The organism is Microbacterium sp. UFMG61, from assembly GCF_015354505.1.
Classification (GTDB): domain Bacteria; phylum Actinomycetota; class Actinomycetes; order Actinomycetales; family Microbacteriaceae; genus Microbacterium.
In genome coordinates this window covers 100,777-115,080 of sequence record NZ_JACAFP010000010.1, presented here as the reverse complement: position 1 = coordinate 115,080, position 14,304 = coordinate 100,777, and the positions used below count along the sequence as shown (strand labels likewise).

17 protein-coding genes are annotated in these 14,304 nt (G+C 68.5%); 13 read left to right on the top strand and 4 right to left on the bottom strand.

The annotated features are described in order from the left end of the window. The first annotated feature begins 5 nt into the window (after positions 1 to 5). Positions 6 to 1,637, top strand: coding sequence for an MFS transporter (locus IXW21_RS13350; RefSeq protein ID WP_194764742.1), 1,632 nt, complete (start codon positions 6 to 8; stop codon positions 1,635 to 1,637). Positions 1,638 to 1,653: 16 nt separating this feature from the next. Here the strand turns inward: IXW21_RS13350 and IXW21_RS13345 are convergent, their stop codons facing one another. Continuing rightward, a complete protein-coding gene (locus IXW21_RS13345; protein ID WP_194764741.1) occupies positions 1,654 to 2,202 on the bottom strand; it encodes a helix-turn-helix domain-containing protein in 549 nt (182 codons plus the stop codon). 93 nt (positions 2,203 to 2,295) lie between these two features. Between IXW21_RS13345 and IXW21_RS13340 the strand changes: the two genes are divergently transcribed. The 7 genes from IXW21_RS13340 to IXW21_RS13310 all read left to right on the top strand — a co-directional run bounded on the left by IXW21_RS13340 (position 2,296) and on the right by IXW21_RS13310 (position 7,230). Next, complete coding sequence (locus tag IXW21_RS13340) at positions 2,296 to 3,003, top strand: AzlC family ABC transporter permease (protein WP_323742259.1); 708 nt, start codon at positions 2,296 to 2,298, stop codon at positions 3,001 to 3,003. Then, positions 3,000 to 3,314, top strand: coding sequence for an AzlD domain-containing protein (locus tag IXW21_RS13335; protein WP_194764739.1), 315 nt, complete (start codon positions 3,000 to 3,002; stop codon positions 3,312 to 3,314). Before IXW21_RS13340 ends, IXW21_RS13335 begins: the two co-directional genes overlap by 4 nt. 67 nt (positions 3,315 to 3,381) lie before the next feature. After that, entirely contained in the window at positions 3,382 to 3,828 is a 447-nt protein-coding gene (locus IXW21_RS13330; protein ID WP_323742251.1) for a histidinol dehydrogenase, read from the top strand. 9 nt (positions 3,829 to 3,837) lie between these two features. Continuing rightward, positions 3,838 to 4,158: a ferredoxin gene (gene fdxA, locus IXW21_RS13325; RefSeq protein ID WP_194764738.1), complete on the top strand. Its 321-nt coding sequence runs from the start codon at positions 3,838 to 3,840 to the stop codon at positions 4,156 to 4,158. A gap of 3 nt (positions 4,159 to 4,161) precedes the next feature. Then, positions 4,162 to 5,274, top strand: coding sequence for a succinyldiaminopimelate transaminase (gene dapC / locus IXW21_RS13320; protein WP_194764737.1), 1,113 nt, complete (start codon positions 4,162 to 4,164; stop codon positions 5,272 to 5,274). A 145-nt stretch (positions 5,275 to 5,419) separates the two neighbouring features. After that, positions 5,420 to 6,739 carry a citrate synthase gene (locus tag IXW21_RS13315; protein ID WP_194764736.1) on the top strand — a complete coding sequence of 440 codons (1,320 nt, stop codon included), beginning with the start codon at positions 5,420 to 5,422 and terminating at the stop codon, positions 6,737 to 6,739. 11 nt (positions 6,740 to 6,750) lie between these two features. Then, on the top strand, positions 6,751 to 7,230 hold the full coding sequence (locus IXW21_RS13310; protein ID WP_194764735.1) for an SRPBCC family protein: 480 nt from the start codon (positions 6,751 to 6,753) through the stop codon (positions 7,228 to 7,230). A 71-nt stretch (positions 7,231 to 7,301) separates the two neighbouring features. On the opposite strand, the gene IXW21_RS13305 is transcribed toward IXW21_RS13310, so the two are convergent. Next, entirely contained in the window at positions 7,302 to 8,696 is a 1,395-nt protein-coding gene (locus IXW21_RS13305; protein WP_228528522.1) for a DEAD/DEAH box helicase, read from the bottom strand. Between the two features lie 224 nt (positions 8,697 to 8,920). Beyond that, positions 8,921 to 9,874 (bottom strand): 2,3,4,5-tetrahydropyridine-2,6-dicarboxylate N-succinyltransferase, encoded by a 954-nt coding sequence (gene dapD / locus IXW21_RS13300; RefSeq protein WP_194764734.1) that lies wholly within the window; start codon positions 9,872 to 9,874, stop codon positions 8,921 to 8,923. A gap of 65 nt (positions 9,875 to 9,939) precedes the next feature. Between dapD and dapE the strand changes: the two genes are divergently transcribed. The 3 genes from dapE (at position 9,940) to IXW21_RS13285 (ending at position 12,482) form a co-directional block, all read left to right on the top strand. Further along, positions 9,940 to 11,013 carry a succinyl-diaminopimelate desuccinylase gene (gene dapE / locus IXW21_RS13295; RefSeq protein WP_194764733.1) on the top strand — a complete coding sequence of 358 codons (1,074 nt, stop codon included), beginning with the start codon at positions 9,940 to 9,942 and terminating at the stop codon, positions 11,011 to 11,013. Then, positions 10,995 to 12,212 carry a hypothetical protein gene (locus IXW21_RS13290; protein ID WP_194764732.1) on the top strand — a complete coding sequence of 406 codons (1,218 nt, stop codon included), beginning with the start codon at positions 10,995 to 10,997 and terminating at the stop codon, positions 12,210 to 12,212. Before dapE ends, IXW21_RS13290 begins: the two co-directional genes overlap by 19 nt. A gap of 96 nt (positions 12,213 to 12,308) precedes the next feature. Further along, a complete protein-coding gene (locus IXW21_RS13285; protein WP_017203323.1) occupies positions 12,309 to 12,482 on the top strand; it encodes a DUF3117 domain-containing protein in 174 nt (57 codons plus the stop codon). 88 nt (positions 12,483 to 12,570) lie between these two features. Here the strand turns inward: IXW21_RS13285 and IXW21_RS13280 are convergent, their stop codons facing one another. Then, a complete protein-coding gene (locus IXW21_RS13280; protein ID WP_194764731.1) occupies positions 12,571 to 13,206 on the bottom strand; it encodes an O-methyltransferase in 636 nt (211 codons plus the stop codon). An 89-nt stretch (positions 13,207 to 13,295) separates the two neighbouring features. On the opposite strand from IXW21_RS13280, the gene IXW21_RS13275 reads away from it, so the two are divergent. Together IXW21_RS13275 and IXW21_RS13270 are read left to right on the top strand one after the other, a co-directional pair. Further along, positions 13,296 to 13,682: a twin-arginine translocase TatA/TatE family subunit gene (locus IXW21_RS13275; protein WP_194764730.1), complete on the top strand. Its 387-nt coding sequence runs from the start codon at positions 13,296 to 13,298 to the stop codon at positions 13,680 to 13,682. After that, a complete protein-coding gene (locus tag IXW21_RS13270) occupies positions 13,679 to 14,293 on the top strand; it encodes a hypothetical protein (protein WP_194764729.1) in 615 nt (204 codons plus the stop codon). The genes IXW21_RS13275 and IXW21_RS13270 overlap by 4 nt, the downstream gene beginning before the upstream one ends. The last annotated feature ends 11 nt before the right edge of the window (positions 14,294 to 14,304 follow it).

Genomic DNA, 14,304 nt, shown 5'->3' with positions numbered 1-14,304 from the left:
CGGCAATGACCCACTCTCCCTCTCCTTCCACGACGACGAAGGCATCCTGGATGCCTCTGGTCAGTCTCTTCCTCGCGCAGGTGCTGATGTCGTTCAACGTCGCGGCGCTTCCGATCTCGTTGGGTGGGATCGTCAGTGAATTCGGCGTACCGCCGACGGTGGCGAGCACCACGATCGTCATGTACGGCCTCGCAGTGGCTGCTCTCGTCATGACCGGCGCGAAACTCGGTCAGAGAGTCGGATGGGTGCTCATCTTCCGTATCGTGATCGGGCTCTTCGCCGCGTCGGCTGTGTTCATGATCGCCGCGCCGAGCGTCGGCTGGGCGATCGCCGGACAGGCCGTCGCCGGTGCCGCGGCCGCCATCATCGTGCCCTCGATCGTGGCGCTGATCGCCGAGAACTACCGCGGCGCGCAGCAGGCCACGGCGATCGGTGCGATCGGATCGGCTCGCGCCATCTCGGGCGTCACCGCGTTCCTGATCGGAGGCACCCTGGGCACGCTGGTCGGGTGGCGTCCGATGTTCTTCATCGTGTTCGGCATCGCCGTGGTCGTCTTCGCGTTCAGTTTCACCCTGCGAGGCGATCGCGGTGACGCATCGATCCGCATCGACCTCGTGGCATCTCTGCTCATCGGCGTCGCGATCGTGCTGCTGACCCTCGGCTTCAACAACCTCAACGGATGGGGTGCCGTCGCGGCGACCGAGGCCGCACCCTTCAGCGTTCTGGGGCTCTCGCCGGCGCCGATCTTCATCGTCGTCGGTGTCGTGCTCGGTCAGCTCTTCTTCGTCTGGACGCGCCGGCGGATGGCCGAGGGCAAGGTGCCGCTCATCGACCTCAGCGTGTTGGACTCCTCGAAGGAGCGCGCCGCCGTCTACGCGATGTTCATCGTCGTCGCCCTCGAGGCCTGCGTGAACTTCACGATTCCGCTGTACATCCAGATCGTGCAGGGGCGCACGCCGTTCGACACCTCACTCGCGATGATGCCGTTCAACCTCACGGTGTTCATCACGGCGACTCTGGTGGTGCGTTTCTACAAGCGATACCCGCCACGGGTGATCGGTGTCTTCGGATTCATCCTCACCACGGTCGCGCTGGTGTGGCTCTCGTTCGTGGTGAACAACAACTGGGAGACCCTGCCGACCATCCTCGGTCTCGTCGTCTTCGGCATCGGCCAGGGGGCGCTGGTCACGCTCGTCTTCAACGTCCTCGTGACTTCGGCGCCGTCGGAGCTCGCCGGCGACGTCGGGTCGCTGCGCGGCACGACGCAGAACCTGGCCTCGGCCGTGGGAACAGCTCTCGCCGGCGCGCTGCTCGTGTCGTTGCTCGGGTTGAGCGTCGGGCGCGCGGTCGTGGAGAACCCCGAGCTGCCCCCGGAGCTGGTGGCGCAGGTCGATCTCGACGCCGTCAACTTCGTCAGCAACGACGATCTCCGTGCCGTGCTGGAGACGACCGATGCGACGCCCGCGCAGATCGAGGCGGCAGTGGCCGTGAATGAGCAGGCCCGGCTCGGCACGCTCAAGCTGGGCCTGCTCCTTCTCGCGGGCATCAGTGCGGTGGCGATCCTGCCCGCATCGCGTCTGCCGCGCTACAAGCCGGAGGAGATTCCCGACCCCTCGCCGGCCGGAGGCTCCGACTGAGGACGGATGCCGGAGCTCAGCGCAGCTCTGAGATGAGCACGGCGCTGGTCCCGGGCGCGGTCGCCTCGAACACATGCGGGGCGTCACCGGCGTAGGACAGGTAGTCACCCGGATTCAGCAGCACCGGATCGTCCACCGGTCCGATGCGCGCTTGGCCGGAGACGAGCACCACGTGCTCGGTCGTGCCAGGGTGGTGGGGATCGGAGCGCCGCGGATCACCGGGCTCGGCGTGGATCAGGTAGACGTCGCGACGCGCCCCGGGAGGGCTCGCCGAGAGCAGGGTGGCGCTGTACATCGCGGCGGCCGACGGAACGCCCACGAGTGCATCGGCGCGGATGAGGGTGGGCGCACTGGACTGCTGATCGACCAGCACCGCGAAGGGAACGTCCAGCGCGACGCCGAGGGCCCACAGGGTCTCGACGCTGGGGTTGCCCGCCCCGGACTCGAGCTGCGAGACGGTCGCCTTCGAGATCCCCGCTCGACGGGCGAGCTCGGAGACGGAGAGTCCGGCGGCCTCGCGCTCTCGGCGCAGAGTGCGGGCGATACGGGTTCGGAGTTCCTCCATGTGTTCATCATGTCAAACGAACGTTCGCTTGACTATCCGAGTCGACGTGTTCAGAATGATCAACATGTGTTCACTTCATCGAACGGCCGGGGTGTGAGCGCCGAGCGCGAGGTGTGGCGCGAGGCCCTCGGCGTGGTGCTCGCCACGAGCGCCTACGGGGTCTCCTTCGGAGCTCTCGCCGTGGCCTCCGGCCTCGATGTGTGGCAGACCTGCGTGCTCAGCGTGCTGATGTTCACCGGCGGCTCGCAGTTCGCGTTCGTCGGGGTCTTCGCGGCGGGAGGAGTCGCGGCTCTTCCCTCGGCGATCGCCTCGGCCGGACTGCTGGGCGTGCGCAACGTGGCGTACGGAATGCGCATGTCGCCGATCGTCGGCACTTCCCGTGCTCGACGCGTCGCCGCCGCGCACTTCACGATCGACGAATCGACCGCGGTCGCGATCTCGCAGAGCGACCCGCGACTGCGTCGTGTCGGCTTCTGGGTGACCGGCATCGGGATCTTCATCGGATGGAACGTCACGACGCTGATCGGGGCGCTCCTGGGCGACGTGCTGGGGGATCCGAAGGCCTGGGGGCTGGATGCGGCCGCGGCGGCTGCCTTCCTCGCACTGCTCTGGCCGCGTCTGAAGGAGCGCCAGGCCATCGCGGTGGGGATCGCAGCAGCAGTGGTGGCCGCCACGCTCACGCCACTCATCATGCCCGGTCTTCCGGTTCTGGTCGCCGCGGTCGTGGCGATCGTCGTGGGGTGGTTCAACTGGTGGGGGCGCGTTCTCGACACGTCGCCCGCCGAGGGGGAGGCGTCATGAGCGTCTGGAGCGCAGTGCTGCTCGCCGCCGTCATCTGTCTCGCCCTCAAGGCGGCCGGCTACCTCGTGCCACCGTCGCTGCTCGAGGAGCCGCGTCCCGCTCGCGTGACGGATCTGCTCACCGTCGCCCTGCTCGCGGCGCTCGTCGCGGTCCAGACGCTGGGGGACGGGCAGGCCGTGACGGTCGATGCCCGGGTTCCTGCGCTGCTCGTCGCCGGAGGGCTGCTGTGGCTCAGGCAGTCCTTCCTCGTGGTGGTCATCGCGGCGGCCGCCGTCGCCGCGCTTCTGCGTCTGATCGGGCTCGCCGCCTGACCTTGCCCCAAGCGCCGTCGCGCTGCCGCCTGACACGTCCCGGCGCCGTCGCGCGTAGGATCGTCTCGTGCGTATCGGATGGATCTCCCGGGTGCTCTCCTGGATCGCCGCAGCCCTGGTCGGCGGCGTGTTCGGTGTCGCTGGCACGATCGGCCACAGCCTGATGTGGGGTCCCGTGCCCGTCGGACTCATCGTGGGTGCGGTCGCGTGCGGGGCGATCCTCGTCGCGATCCGCTCTCTCACCCACGACCGCGGCGCGACGCTCGCGGCGGGACTCGGCATGGTCGGGATGGTCGTGCTCATCTCCGGTGTCGGCCCCGGGGGTTCTGTCGTCGTGGAGGACACGCTCAGCGGTCGGATCTGGATCTACCTCGTCGCAGGTCTCGTGCTGCTCGCGGTCGCGTGGCCGTCGCTCTCGCGGCTGCAGATGCAGACCGCGACGACGCCGCGCGACGACGTGCCGTCGAGTCGTTCGGGCGCGCCCCTGGGAGATGACGGCGGCCGCGAGTCGTAGACTGAGGGGGTGACGTATGTGATCGCCCTTCCGTGCGTCGATGTCAAGGATCGCGCCTGCATCGACGAGTGCCCCGTTGACTGCATCTACGAGGGTGAACGCTCGCTGTACATCCATCCCGACGAATGCGTCGACTGCGGTGCCTGCGAGCCGGTCTGCCCCGTCGAGGCGATCTACTACGAAGACGATCTGCCCGACGAGTGGCAGGACTATTACAAGGCGAACGTCGAGTTCTTCGACGAGGTCGGCTCTCCGGGTGGTGCGGCCAAGGTCGGCGTCATCGCGCACGACCACCCGATCATCTCGGCTCTGCCGCCTCAGGGCGAGTAGTCCGTGAGCGTCCGCGATCTGGCCGACTATCCCTGGGATGCGGTCGTCCCGTATCGGGAGCGCGCCGCACGGCATCCGCAGGGACTCGTCGATCTCTCGGTCGGATCGCCCGTCGACCCCACGCCGGCGCTGATCCGCCAGGCTCTGTCCGAGGCGACGGATGCGCACTCCTACCCGCAGACCGTCGGCACGCCGGCGCTGCGCGAGGCGATCGTCGACTGGTACGCCCGTCGCAGAGGGGTGACGGATCTCACGGTCGCCAACGTGCTCCCCACCATCGGCTCGAAGGAGCTCGTGGCACTTCTCCCGACCCTGCTGGGGCTGGGGGAGGGCGACATCGTGGTGCATCCTCGGATCGCGTACCCGACGTACGAGGTCGGTGCGCGTGTCGTGGGCGCCACACCGCTGCCGGCGGATGACCCCGCGGAGTGGCCGGACGGTGCGAAGCTGATCTGGATCAACACCCCCGGAAACCCTGACGGCCGCACCTGGACCGTGGACGAGCTCGCGGCGGCGGTGCGTCGCGCACGCGAGATCGGCGCCGTGCTGGCGAGCGACGAGTGCTATGCCGAACTCGGCTGGGACGGTCTCTGGGCGCAGGAGCGGATCCCGTCGATCCTCGATCCGCGCGTCACGGACGGCAGTCGCGCGAACCTGCTCAGCGTCTACTCCCTGAGCAAGCAGTCGAACCTCGCGGGGTACCGCGCCGCGTTCGTCGCCGGGTACGCGCGCATCGTCGGAGAACTGCTCACCGCCCGCAAGCACCTCGGCCTGATGCCGCCGGAGCCGGTGCAGCACGCGATGGCCGTCGCTCTGGGCGATGACGAGCACGTCACGGCGCAGAAGGAGCTGTACCGCGAGCGGCGCGACACTCTGCGTCCGGCGCTCGAGGCCGCGGGATTCCGCATCGACGGTTCCGAGGCCGGTCTCTACCTGTGGGCCACTGAAGGGCAGGATGCCTGGGCGAGCATCTCTCGGCTGGCGGATCTCGGGATCCTGGCGGGGCCGGGGCCCTTCTACGGACCGTTCTCCAGCGAGCACGTCAGGCTCGCGCTGACCGCCCCCACCGAGCGGATCGTCGAGGGCGCCCGCCGGCTTCGGGGGCAGGCTCTGTAGGTTCCCTCTTCGGACGCGGACTTCTTTTGTCTGATGTCACAGTAGGCCTGTGTGCCTACTAGGCTGTAAAGGCGATTCGGTCGTGTATCGATGATCTCGATTCGGCCCGGCGCACGGCGCCGTGACATCGCCACATCCGGCTTTGATGAACATCCACGAGGAGGCCCGCGTGAGCGCAGCGGCAGAGCAGCAGGCGACGGCGAAGCTGACGATCGGTGAGACGACGGCAGAGTTCCCGCTCGTGCGCGGCACGGCGGGGCACGACAGCATCGATTTCTCGACGCTGACCCGGCAGACCGGCTACACGGGTCTCGACTACGGATTCGTCAACACGGCGTCCACCAAGTCCGAGATCACGTTCATCGACGGCGACAAGGGAATCCTGCGGTATCGCGGCTACCCGATCGAGCAGCTTGCGGGCAACACCAGCTACCTCGAGGTCGCCTGGCTCCTGATCTACGGCGAACTCCCGTCTGCTGCGGAGCTCGCCGAGTTCGACGAGAAGATCCGTCGGCACACGCTGCTCCACGAAGATCTCAAGCGCTTCTTCTCCGCGCTGCCGCACACGGCGCACCCCATGTCGGTGCTCTCGTCCGCGGTCGCAGCGCTCTCGACGTACTACGAGGGCCAGACCGACCCCCACAACCCCGAGCATGTCGAGCTGAACATGATCCGCATGCTCGCCAAGCTGCCGGTCATCGCCGCGTACGCGCACAAGAAGAGCGTGGGTCAGGCCTTCCTGTATCCCGACAACTCGCTCGGCTTCGTCGAGAACTTCCTCAAGCTCAACTTCGGGGTGCACTCCGAGGAGTACCAGGTCAACCCGGTCATGTCGAAGGCCCTCGAGCTTCTGCTGATCCTCCACGAGGACCACGAGCAGAACGCGTCGACCTCGACCGTGCGTCTGGTCGGATCGACCGGCGCGAACCAGTTCGCGTCGATCTCCGCCGGCATCCAGGCTCTCTCCGGCCCCCTGCACGGCGGCGCGAACGAAGCCGTCCTCACCATGCTCGGTCAGATCCGGGACTCGGGTCAGAGCGTCTCGCGCTTCGTCGAGCGCGTGAAGAACAAGGAAGAGGGCGTGAAGCTGATGGGCTTCGGCCACCGGGTCTACAAGAACTACGACCCCCGCGCCAAGCTCGTCAAGGAGGCCGCCGGCGAGGTGCTCGCAGAGCTCGGTGTCACCGACCCGCTGCTCGACCTCGCGCAGGAGCTCGAGGAGCTCGCGCTCGCGGACGACTACTTCAAGGAGCGTCGTCTCTACCCGAACGTCGACTTCTACACCGGCGTGATCTACAAGGCGATGGGCTTCCCGACGCGCATGTTCACCGTGCTGTTCGCGATCGGACGCCTCCCGGGCTGGCTCGCACAGTGGCGCGAGCTGCAGCTCGACCCGCAGACCAAGATCGGCCGCCCGCAGCAGCTCTACACGGGGTCCCCGGAGCGCACCTTCCAGACCCGCTGATCCGACGCGCGATGCCCGTCGTCACCGCAGAGGCCGTCGTTCCGGTGGATCCGGCGACGGCCTTCGCGGTCTCGCAGACGACCGGAGCCGTGCGCAGACGCTGGGACCCGTTCATCAGCGAGCAGCACTTCCTCGACGGCGCGGCTGTCGCGGCGAAGGACGTGCGCACCTACACGCGCCAGCGCTTCGGCTTCTCGATGGTGAGCCGGTACGTCTCCTACGCCCCGCCGACCAACGTGGGCATGGTTATGGAGACAGGGCCGTGGTTCTTCACCAAGCTCGGCGGCGGCTGGCGATTCACCGAGGTGCCTGAAGGCACTCTCGCCGTGTGGAAGTACAACTTCTCGTGTCGCCCCGCGTGGCTCGCACCGATCGCCGAATGGGTCGGCGTGCGCGTGCTCGGTGTCGAGATCAGGCGCCGGTTGGCGGGGTTCGTGCGTGGATGCTCAGATCCGCAGATCGTGGCCGAGGCGCGGCGCGCCCGGGGCTGATCGCGCCCGCAAACGACGAGCGGGTGCGTCGATGCCTGAGCATCGACGCACCCGCTCGTGTCGTCTGTGGGTCAGCGTCCCTGCGAACCGCGACCGCGGCCACCCTGGCCGCCGGAGCGGGACTGGCCGCCCTGACGGGACCCTGCCGATGCGGCCTGTCCCTGACCGCCCTGACCGGAGCGAGGGCGACGGCTGCGACGCGACGGCGGGTTGGCTGCGCCGTTCCGCTCGCCACCGGCCGGACGCTGCTTCGGCGCCTGGCGCTGCTGCTGCTGAACCGGCGCCGGGCGCACATGCGGTGCGCGCTCGGGGACGAGCTCGGTGACGGCATCAGAGGTGACCGGCTCGAGCGCGGCGGTGATGGCCGCCTTGCGGAGCAGATCCTTCACATCGCGGCGCTGCTCGGGCAGGACGACGGTGACGACGGTTCCGGCTGCGCCCGCACGAGCGGTGCGACCGGAGCGGTGCAGGTAGGCCTTGTGCTCCATGGGCGGGTCGACGTGGACGACGAGATCGACGTTGTCGACGTGCACGCCACGGGCGGCGACGTCGGTCGCGACGAGAACGCGCACTCCGCCGTCTGCGGGGTCCGACGAGAAGGCGCCGAGGTTGCGCTCACGGGCGTTCTGCGACAGGTTGCCGTGCAGGTCGACGGCCGGGATGCCGGCAGCGGTGAGCTGCTTCGCCAGCTTCTTCGCCTGGTGCTTGGTGCGAGTGAAGAGGATGCGGCGGCCCGTGCCCGAGGCGAGGTCGCGCACGAGTGTGGTCTTGTTGTCGGTCGAGTCGACCACGAGCACGCGGTGCGTCATCTCGCCGACCGGAACGCTCTCTTCGTCGACCTCGTGGCTGACGGCATTCGAGAGGAAGCGGCGGGCGAGGGTGTCGATGCCGCGGTCGAGGGTCGCGCTGAACAGCAGGCGCTGGCCGCCGGCCGGAGTGGCGGTGAGGATGCGCGTGACGCCCGGAAGGAACCCGAGGTCGGCCATGTGATCGGCCTCGTCGAGCACGGTGACCTCGACGGCGTCGAGCTGGACCACGCGCTGCTTCATCAGGTCTTCGAGACGGCCGGGGCACGCGACGACGATGTCGACGCCGTCGCGCATCGCCTGCTCCTGCGGACGCTGGCTGACGCCTCCGAAGACGGTGGCGACGCGCAGGCCCTTGGCCGCCGCGAGCGGCGCGATGGTCGCGGCGATCTGTGTGGCGAGCTCGCGGGTCGGAGCGAGCACGAGGCCACGAGGGTGGTTCGGGCGGCTCTTGCGCGTCGAAGCCGCGAGGCGCGAGACGAGAGGGAGTGCGAACGCGATCGTCTTTCCGCTGCCGGTGCGGCCGCGACCGAGCAGGTCACGACCGGCGAGGGAATCGGGGAGGGTGTCGCGCTGAATCGCGAACGCCTCCGTCTTGCCGTCCTTCGCGAGGACGGCGGCGAGGTCGGCGGGCACGCCGAGATCGAGGAAGGAAGTCATGAAGTATCTCCGAGAATGCACGCACGAACCATCAGGCCGGGTGCGGGAAGGTGGGCGACGGCGCGGGACCGCGCATCGTTTCGCCGTTCGAAATGGCCAGAACCAGGCAAGTGGCGCGGGAGCGTGTCGACGACGCAGACGTCTCGCATCGCGAGGAGCGTCGCCTCGACACTATCACGCGCCCGAAGGAGAAGCCTGGGATGCCGCGCATCCCCGCGCGTCGTTCAGGCGTGCAGCGCCTCGTTGAGGGTGACGCCGACGCCCGCGCGTCGGACGGCCTCGACCGTGCCTGTGAGGGAGTTGCGTCGGAACAGCAGGCCGTCCTGGCCCGAGAGGTCGGCGCCCTTGACCGACTTCTTGACACCGTCAGCCGTGGTCGGGCCGTCGACGAGCACGACCTTGGTGCCGGCCGTGACATAGAGACCGGCCTCGACGACGCAGTCATCGCCGAGCGAGATCCCGATACCGGCATTGGCGCCGAGCAGCGTGCGGGAGCCGATCGATACCCGGTGCGCCCCTCCGCCCGACAGAGTGCCCATGATCGACGAACCGCCGCCGATGTCGCTGCCGTCGCCCACGACCACGCCCTGCGAGATGCGCCCCTCGACCATCGATGAGCCGAGCGTTCCCGCGTTGAAGTTCACGAAGCCCTCGTGCATGACCGTCGTACCGGGGGAGAGGTGGGCGCCGAGGCGTACACGCGAGGCGTCGGCGATGCGCACTCCTGCGGGCTGCACATAGTCGGTGAGTCGAGGGAACTTGTCGAGACCCTGCACCTGGATCCCTGCGCGCTGAAGGAGCGGGCGGAGCCGGGCGGCGTCGGCCGGGTGCACGGGGCCCGCATTGGTCCAGGCGACGTTCGGCAGGTGGGCGAAGATGCCGTCGAGGTTGAGCTCGTTCGGACGCACGACAAGGTGCGACAGCGCGTGCAGGCGCAGGTAGGCGTCGATCGTTGAGGCCGGTGCGGCATCCAGGTCGATCTGCAGCTGCACGGTGTCGACCGTCACGTTGCGGCGTTCGTCAGGGCCGGCGAGCGACTCGAGGGTGACGAGCGCGGCCGCGGCGTCTCCTGCCGACGGGGCTTCGGTGAGCACTTCGGGGAACCAGGCGTCGAGAACGGTGCCGTCGCCGGCGATCGTCGAAAGTCCGGTACCCCACACGGTGCGCGCCTCAGTCATGTCTCCACGCTATCGCGACCAGGCACCCGCCATCGCTCAGATGTCGGGGTAAGTAGGCTGGGGGCATGGTGCTCGATCTGACAGCGTCCTCCGCCGACCTGACCCGCGCGATCTGCGACATCCCGAGTGTGTCGGGTGACGAGAAGACGCTCGCGGATGCCATCGAGGAGGCGATCTCCGCGTACTCCCATCTCGAGGTGATCCGACACGGCAACACCATCGTCGCCCGGACGAACCTGGGGCGCGCGCAGCGGGTCGCGATCGCAGGCCACATCGACACCGTGCCGATCAACGACAACGTGCCGACACGGGACATCGAGATCGACGGCGTCGCCTACCTCTGGGGCCGCGGAACCGTCGACATGAAGAGCGGCACCGCCGTGCAGCTGAAGCTCGCCGCAGAGCTCACCGAGCCCTCGGTCGACATCACCTGGATGTGGTACGACAACGAAGAGGTCGAGGCGTCGAAAAACGGTCTCGCACTGCTCGCCGCCGTGCGCCCTGACCTCTTCCGGGCCGACTTCGCGATCCTCGGCGAGCCGTCGAACGGCGAGGTCGAGGGCGGCTGCAACGGCACGATGCGTGCGATCGTCAGGACCTCCGGCGTCCGGGCGCACGCGGCACGCGCCTGGATCGGCGAGAACGCCATCCACCGCGCGGCTCCGATCCTCGCTCGTCTCGCCGAGTACCGGGCCCGAGAGGTTCCGGTCGAGGGCCTGCTCTATCGCGAGAGCATGAGCGCGGTGCGCATCAGCGGCGGAGTCGCCGGCAATGTGATTCCCGATGCCTGCGAGGTCGAGGTCAACTACCGGTTCGCGCCGAGCAAGTCGGCGGCCGACGCCGAGGCGCACATCCGCAACCTTCTGGCCGGGTTCGACGTCGAGATCACCGATGCGGCCGAGGGGGCGCGACCGGGACTCGACGCTCCCATCGCCCAGGAGTTCGTCGCAGCCGTCGGTGCCGAGCCCCGTCCGAAGTACGGGTGGACCGACGTCGCGCGCTTCTCGGCGCTCGGCATCCCCGCCGTCAACTACGGCCCCGGCGACCCGCACCTCGCCCACCACGACGAGGAGAGGGTCCCCCTCGCGCAGATCGACGCCGTCGAGCGCGGACTGCGGGCATGGCTGACGTCGCGCTGACCCTCGCGCGACGCTGGGCGCAGCTGCCTCTGCCACTGCGGATCGCGCTGATCTACCTCTCGGCGCGCGTCGTGACCACCGGGCTGATGATCGCAGCGGCTGCGCAGTCGACCTCGCTCTCGCGGTTCGGCGTCGAGCCGGGACTCGTCGACTTCGTGCTCGGGTGGGATGCCCAGTGGTACTGGCTCGTGGCCGAGGAAGGGTACCCGAGCGACCTCCCGCTCACCGAATCCGGCGATGTCGCCGAGAACGCCTGGGCATTCATGCCCGTGTTCGCATACGCGGCCAAGCTCCTGGGACTGCTGTTCGGCTCCTGGGGCGTCGGAGCGTTCCTGCTCTCCTTCGTGGCGGGGTATCTCGCCTGCCTGGCACTCCACCGACTCCTCCGTGATCGCATCGGACGGTCGGCTGCGATGTGGGCGGTCGTCTTCTTCTCATCCGGGCCCCTCGCGGCGATGTTCCAGGTGGGTTACGCCGAGACGCTCTTCCTCCTTCTGCTCTTCCTCGCCCTGGATCTCACGATCCGCCGCCGCTACGGATGGCTCTACGTCATCATCCCCGTCATGGCGTTCACCCGCCCCGGAATCCTCGCCTTCGCCCTGTTCCTCGGACTCCACGGCATCGTGCGGTGGATACGTCGCCGCGACGACCCACTCGGTGGCCGCGATGTCGCGAACATCATCGCTCTGGGGGTGCTGGCCACCGTGTGCGGCTTCGCCTGGCAGGCGATCGCTGCCATCGTGACCGGGGATCCCGGTGCGTACCTGGCGACCGAGCTCTCGTGGCGGCGCAACTGGATCGCCGGCGGCGTGGCCGGCTTCGTGCCCTTCGAGGGCTGGGTGCAGGCGTCGCAGTTCTGGTTCGCGCAGTGGGGACTCCCCAGTGCTCTGGGGCCGGTCGCGCTGGTGATCCTCGTCGCGGGCGCGAGTGCGGTCCTTCTTCTGAGCCCTCAGGTGCGAAAGCTCGGTTCTGACCTGCGACTGTGGAGCGCCGGGTATCTGCTCTACCTGCTCGCGGTGTTCTTCCCCCAGTCGAGCACCTTCCGGCTTCTCCTGCCCCTGAGCCCGCTCTGGGGCGCCGTCGCTGTGCCGCGTTCGCGTGTATGGCGCTTCGGCGTTCTGACCGCCTGTCTCATCGGGCAATGGGCATGGATCCACAGCATGTATGCCCTCGGCAACACGTTCTGGCAGGTTCCGTGAATGTTAATGCTTGATGCATTTCTTCACGGGTGACGTACAGGGTTCGGTGACAACCGATAAACTGGTGAGATACCACCGGAGGAAAAGGAGCCCACGATGGCAGCGATGAAGCCGAGGACTGGCGACGGACCCATGGAGGCCGTGAAGGAAGGGCGACTCATCATCGTGCGCGTCCCCCTCGAAGGCGGCGGTCGCCTGGTCGTGTCCGTGAACGACGCAGAGGCGAAGGAACTCCACGACGTGCTGGCAGCCGTCGTGGCGCCGGCCTGAACGACATCCATCCGCGTCGAGCGGAGACATACACGAAGAGGGCGACGGATCACCGATCCGTCGCCCTCTTCGCGTCCGAAGCGAGGCGTCAGGCCTCAGCGATCCGGATCAGCTGGAGCAGGCCCTCGCCCGACATCGACACGGTGGCGAGCACCGCAGCCGATTCCTGCGTCTCCTGGATCAGTGAGCGGTATGCCGACGTCACCGCGTCACGCTGCACGGGGTCTGCGACGCGCCCGCCTGCCAGGACCCGCGGAACGAGGACGATGCCGCCGGCCCGCGCGAGGCGCAGACCGTGCTCGACGTACTCGATGACGTTCTCCGCGTCGGCATCGACCAGGACGACGTCGTATGAGGATTCGTTCATGCGGGGGAGGACATCGGCTGCGCGTCCGCTGATGAAGCGCGCGCGGGTGGCGGGCACTCTGGCGTCGGCGAAGGCCTGACGGGCGGCGGCGAGATGCTCGGGCTCGTTGTCGATCGAGGTCAGCACCGCCTGGGGTGCGCCCCTCAGCAGCCACAGCCCGGAGACGCCTGCACCGGTGCCTATCTCGACGATCGACCTGGCGTTCGTCGCTGCGGCGAGAACGGCGAGCTGCGACCCGACGGCAGCGCTGACGGGCGCTGCGCCGAGTTCGACGGCGTGGGCACGAGCGCGCGCGATCGAGGACGGCTCCACGATGGATTCCCGGAGGAAACGTGCGTTCGCATCGTTCTCGCTCATTGCCCTGTTCTCCCGACTGAGATGTGTGTTCCCCCAGCGTATGCGCTCGGTGCGCGGCACGGAGGCAGGCGCGGCGGTAGCCTGGTGAGATGGAACTCGGGATCTCATTCGAGAAGATTCTGCTGATCGGTCTGGTCGCTGTTCTTCTCGTCGGACCTGAGCGGCTGCCTCGCTATGCGGAGAGCGTGGCGAAGCTCGCTCGGCGCGCCGGAGAGTTCCTGCGCGACACGAAGACCCGCGTGCGCGAGGAGATGGGTCCCGAGGTCGACGACGTCGACTGGCGCAAGCTCGATCCGCGACAGTACGACCCGCGCCGCATCATTCGCGATGCCCTCTTCGAAGACGCTCCCGCCGTGGCCGCGACGCAGGCTGCCACGGTCGTCGCGGAGCCGGAGGTGACGCCCGTGCGGCCGGTGCGTGTGCGCCCGGAGTTCTCCGTGGCGAATCCTCCGCCGTTCGACCTCGAAGCGACGTGACGTCACCCCGTTCGACGGATCGGCTGCGGGCGAGGGATCGGGCGGCGTTCGTCGCTGCCGCGATCTGCGCCGCGGCGTCGGTGCTGATCTGGCTGATGTGGGTGATGCCGATCGTCCGGTCGATCGATGAGGCGGAGCCGGCGATGATCGGGCGTACGATCTCGGTCGAGCTGGCGGCAGGAGAGACGGCGGGCATCTGGGCGAGCGGGCGATCGGCGATGCTGGGGACGATGGAGTGCGGTGTCACAGGCCCCGACGGCTCGGATCTCGCGCAGCGGGGCGGCTCCGCTCTCAGCTGGAACGACGTGCTCTGGTGGATGACTCCGCGCCCGGGCTTCGAGCAGCGGTCGCAGTTCACCGCCGTCGATGCCGGACCACATCTGGTGCGGTGCGATGACTCACTCGACACCTATGGCGGCGACTACCTCGTGGCGGGCGACTCGTTCGGTGTCGGCGGCATCGGACTCGGCCGGACGGGAGCCGCTGACTTCGGCATCGGCGAGATCCTCGTCTTCTGCGCCGTGCTGTGTCCGCCGCTGGCGGTGCTGATACCCCTCGTGATCCTGCTGCGTCGGCTCGTCACCCGACGCACGGCGCCCTCGCGCCGCTGACAGCGGCGGAG

Coding starts and splice junctions, on each gene's coding strand:
- dapD (WP_194764734.1), bottom strand. CDS start 9,874: ATGACTGAGGCGCGCACCGTGTGGGGTACCGGACTTTCGACGATCGCC.
- IXW21_RS13310 (WP_194764735.1), top strand. CDS start 6,751: ATGCCCGTCGTCACCGCAGAGGCCGTCGTTCCGGTGGATCCGGCGACG.
- IXW21_RS13280 (WP_194764731.1), bottom strand. CDS start 13,206: ATGAGCGAGAACGATGCGAACGCACGTTTCCTCCGGGAATCCATCGTG.
- IXW21_RS13315 (WP_194764736.1), top strand. CDS start 5,420: ATGAACATCCACGAGGAGGCCCGCGTGAGCGCAGCGGCAGAGCAGCAG.
- IXW21_RS13350 (WP_194764742.1), top strand. CDS start 6: ATGACCCACTCTCCCTCTCCTTCCACGACGACGAAGGCATCCTGGATG.
- IXW21_RS13345 (WP_194764741.1), bottom strand. CDS start 2,202: ATGGAGGAACTCCGAACCCGTATCGCCCGCACTCTGCGCCGAGAGCGC.
- dapE (WP_194764733.1), top strand. CDS start 9,940: ATGGTGCTCGATCTGACAGCGTCCTCCGCCGACCTGACCCGCGCGATC.
- IXW21_RS13275 (WP_194764730.1), top strand. CDS start 13,296: ATGGAACTCGGGATCTCATTCGAGAAGATTCTGCTGATCGGTCTGGTC.
- IXW21_RS13290 (WP_194764732.1), top strand. CDS start 10,995: ATGGCTGACGTCGCGCTGACCCTCGCGCGACGCTGGGCGCAGCTGCCT.
- IXW21_RS13305 (WP_228528522.1), bottom strand. CDS start 8,696: ATGACTTCCTTCCTCGATCTCGGCGTGCCCGCCGACCTCGCCGCCGTC.
- IXW21_RS13335 (WP_194764739.1), top strand. CDS start 3,000: ATGAGCGTCTGGAGCGCAGTGCTGCTCGCCGCCGTCATCTGTCTCGCC.
- IXW21_RS13285 (WP_017203323.1), top strand. CDS start 12,309: ATGGCAGCGATGAAGCCGAGGACTGGCGACGGACCCATGGAGGCCGTG.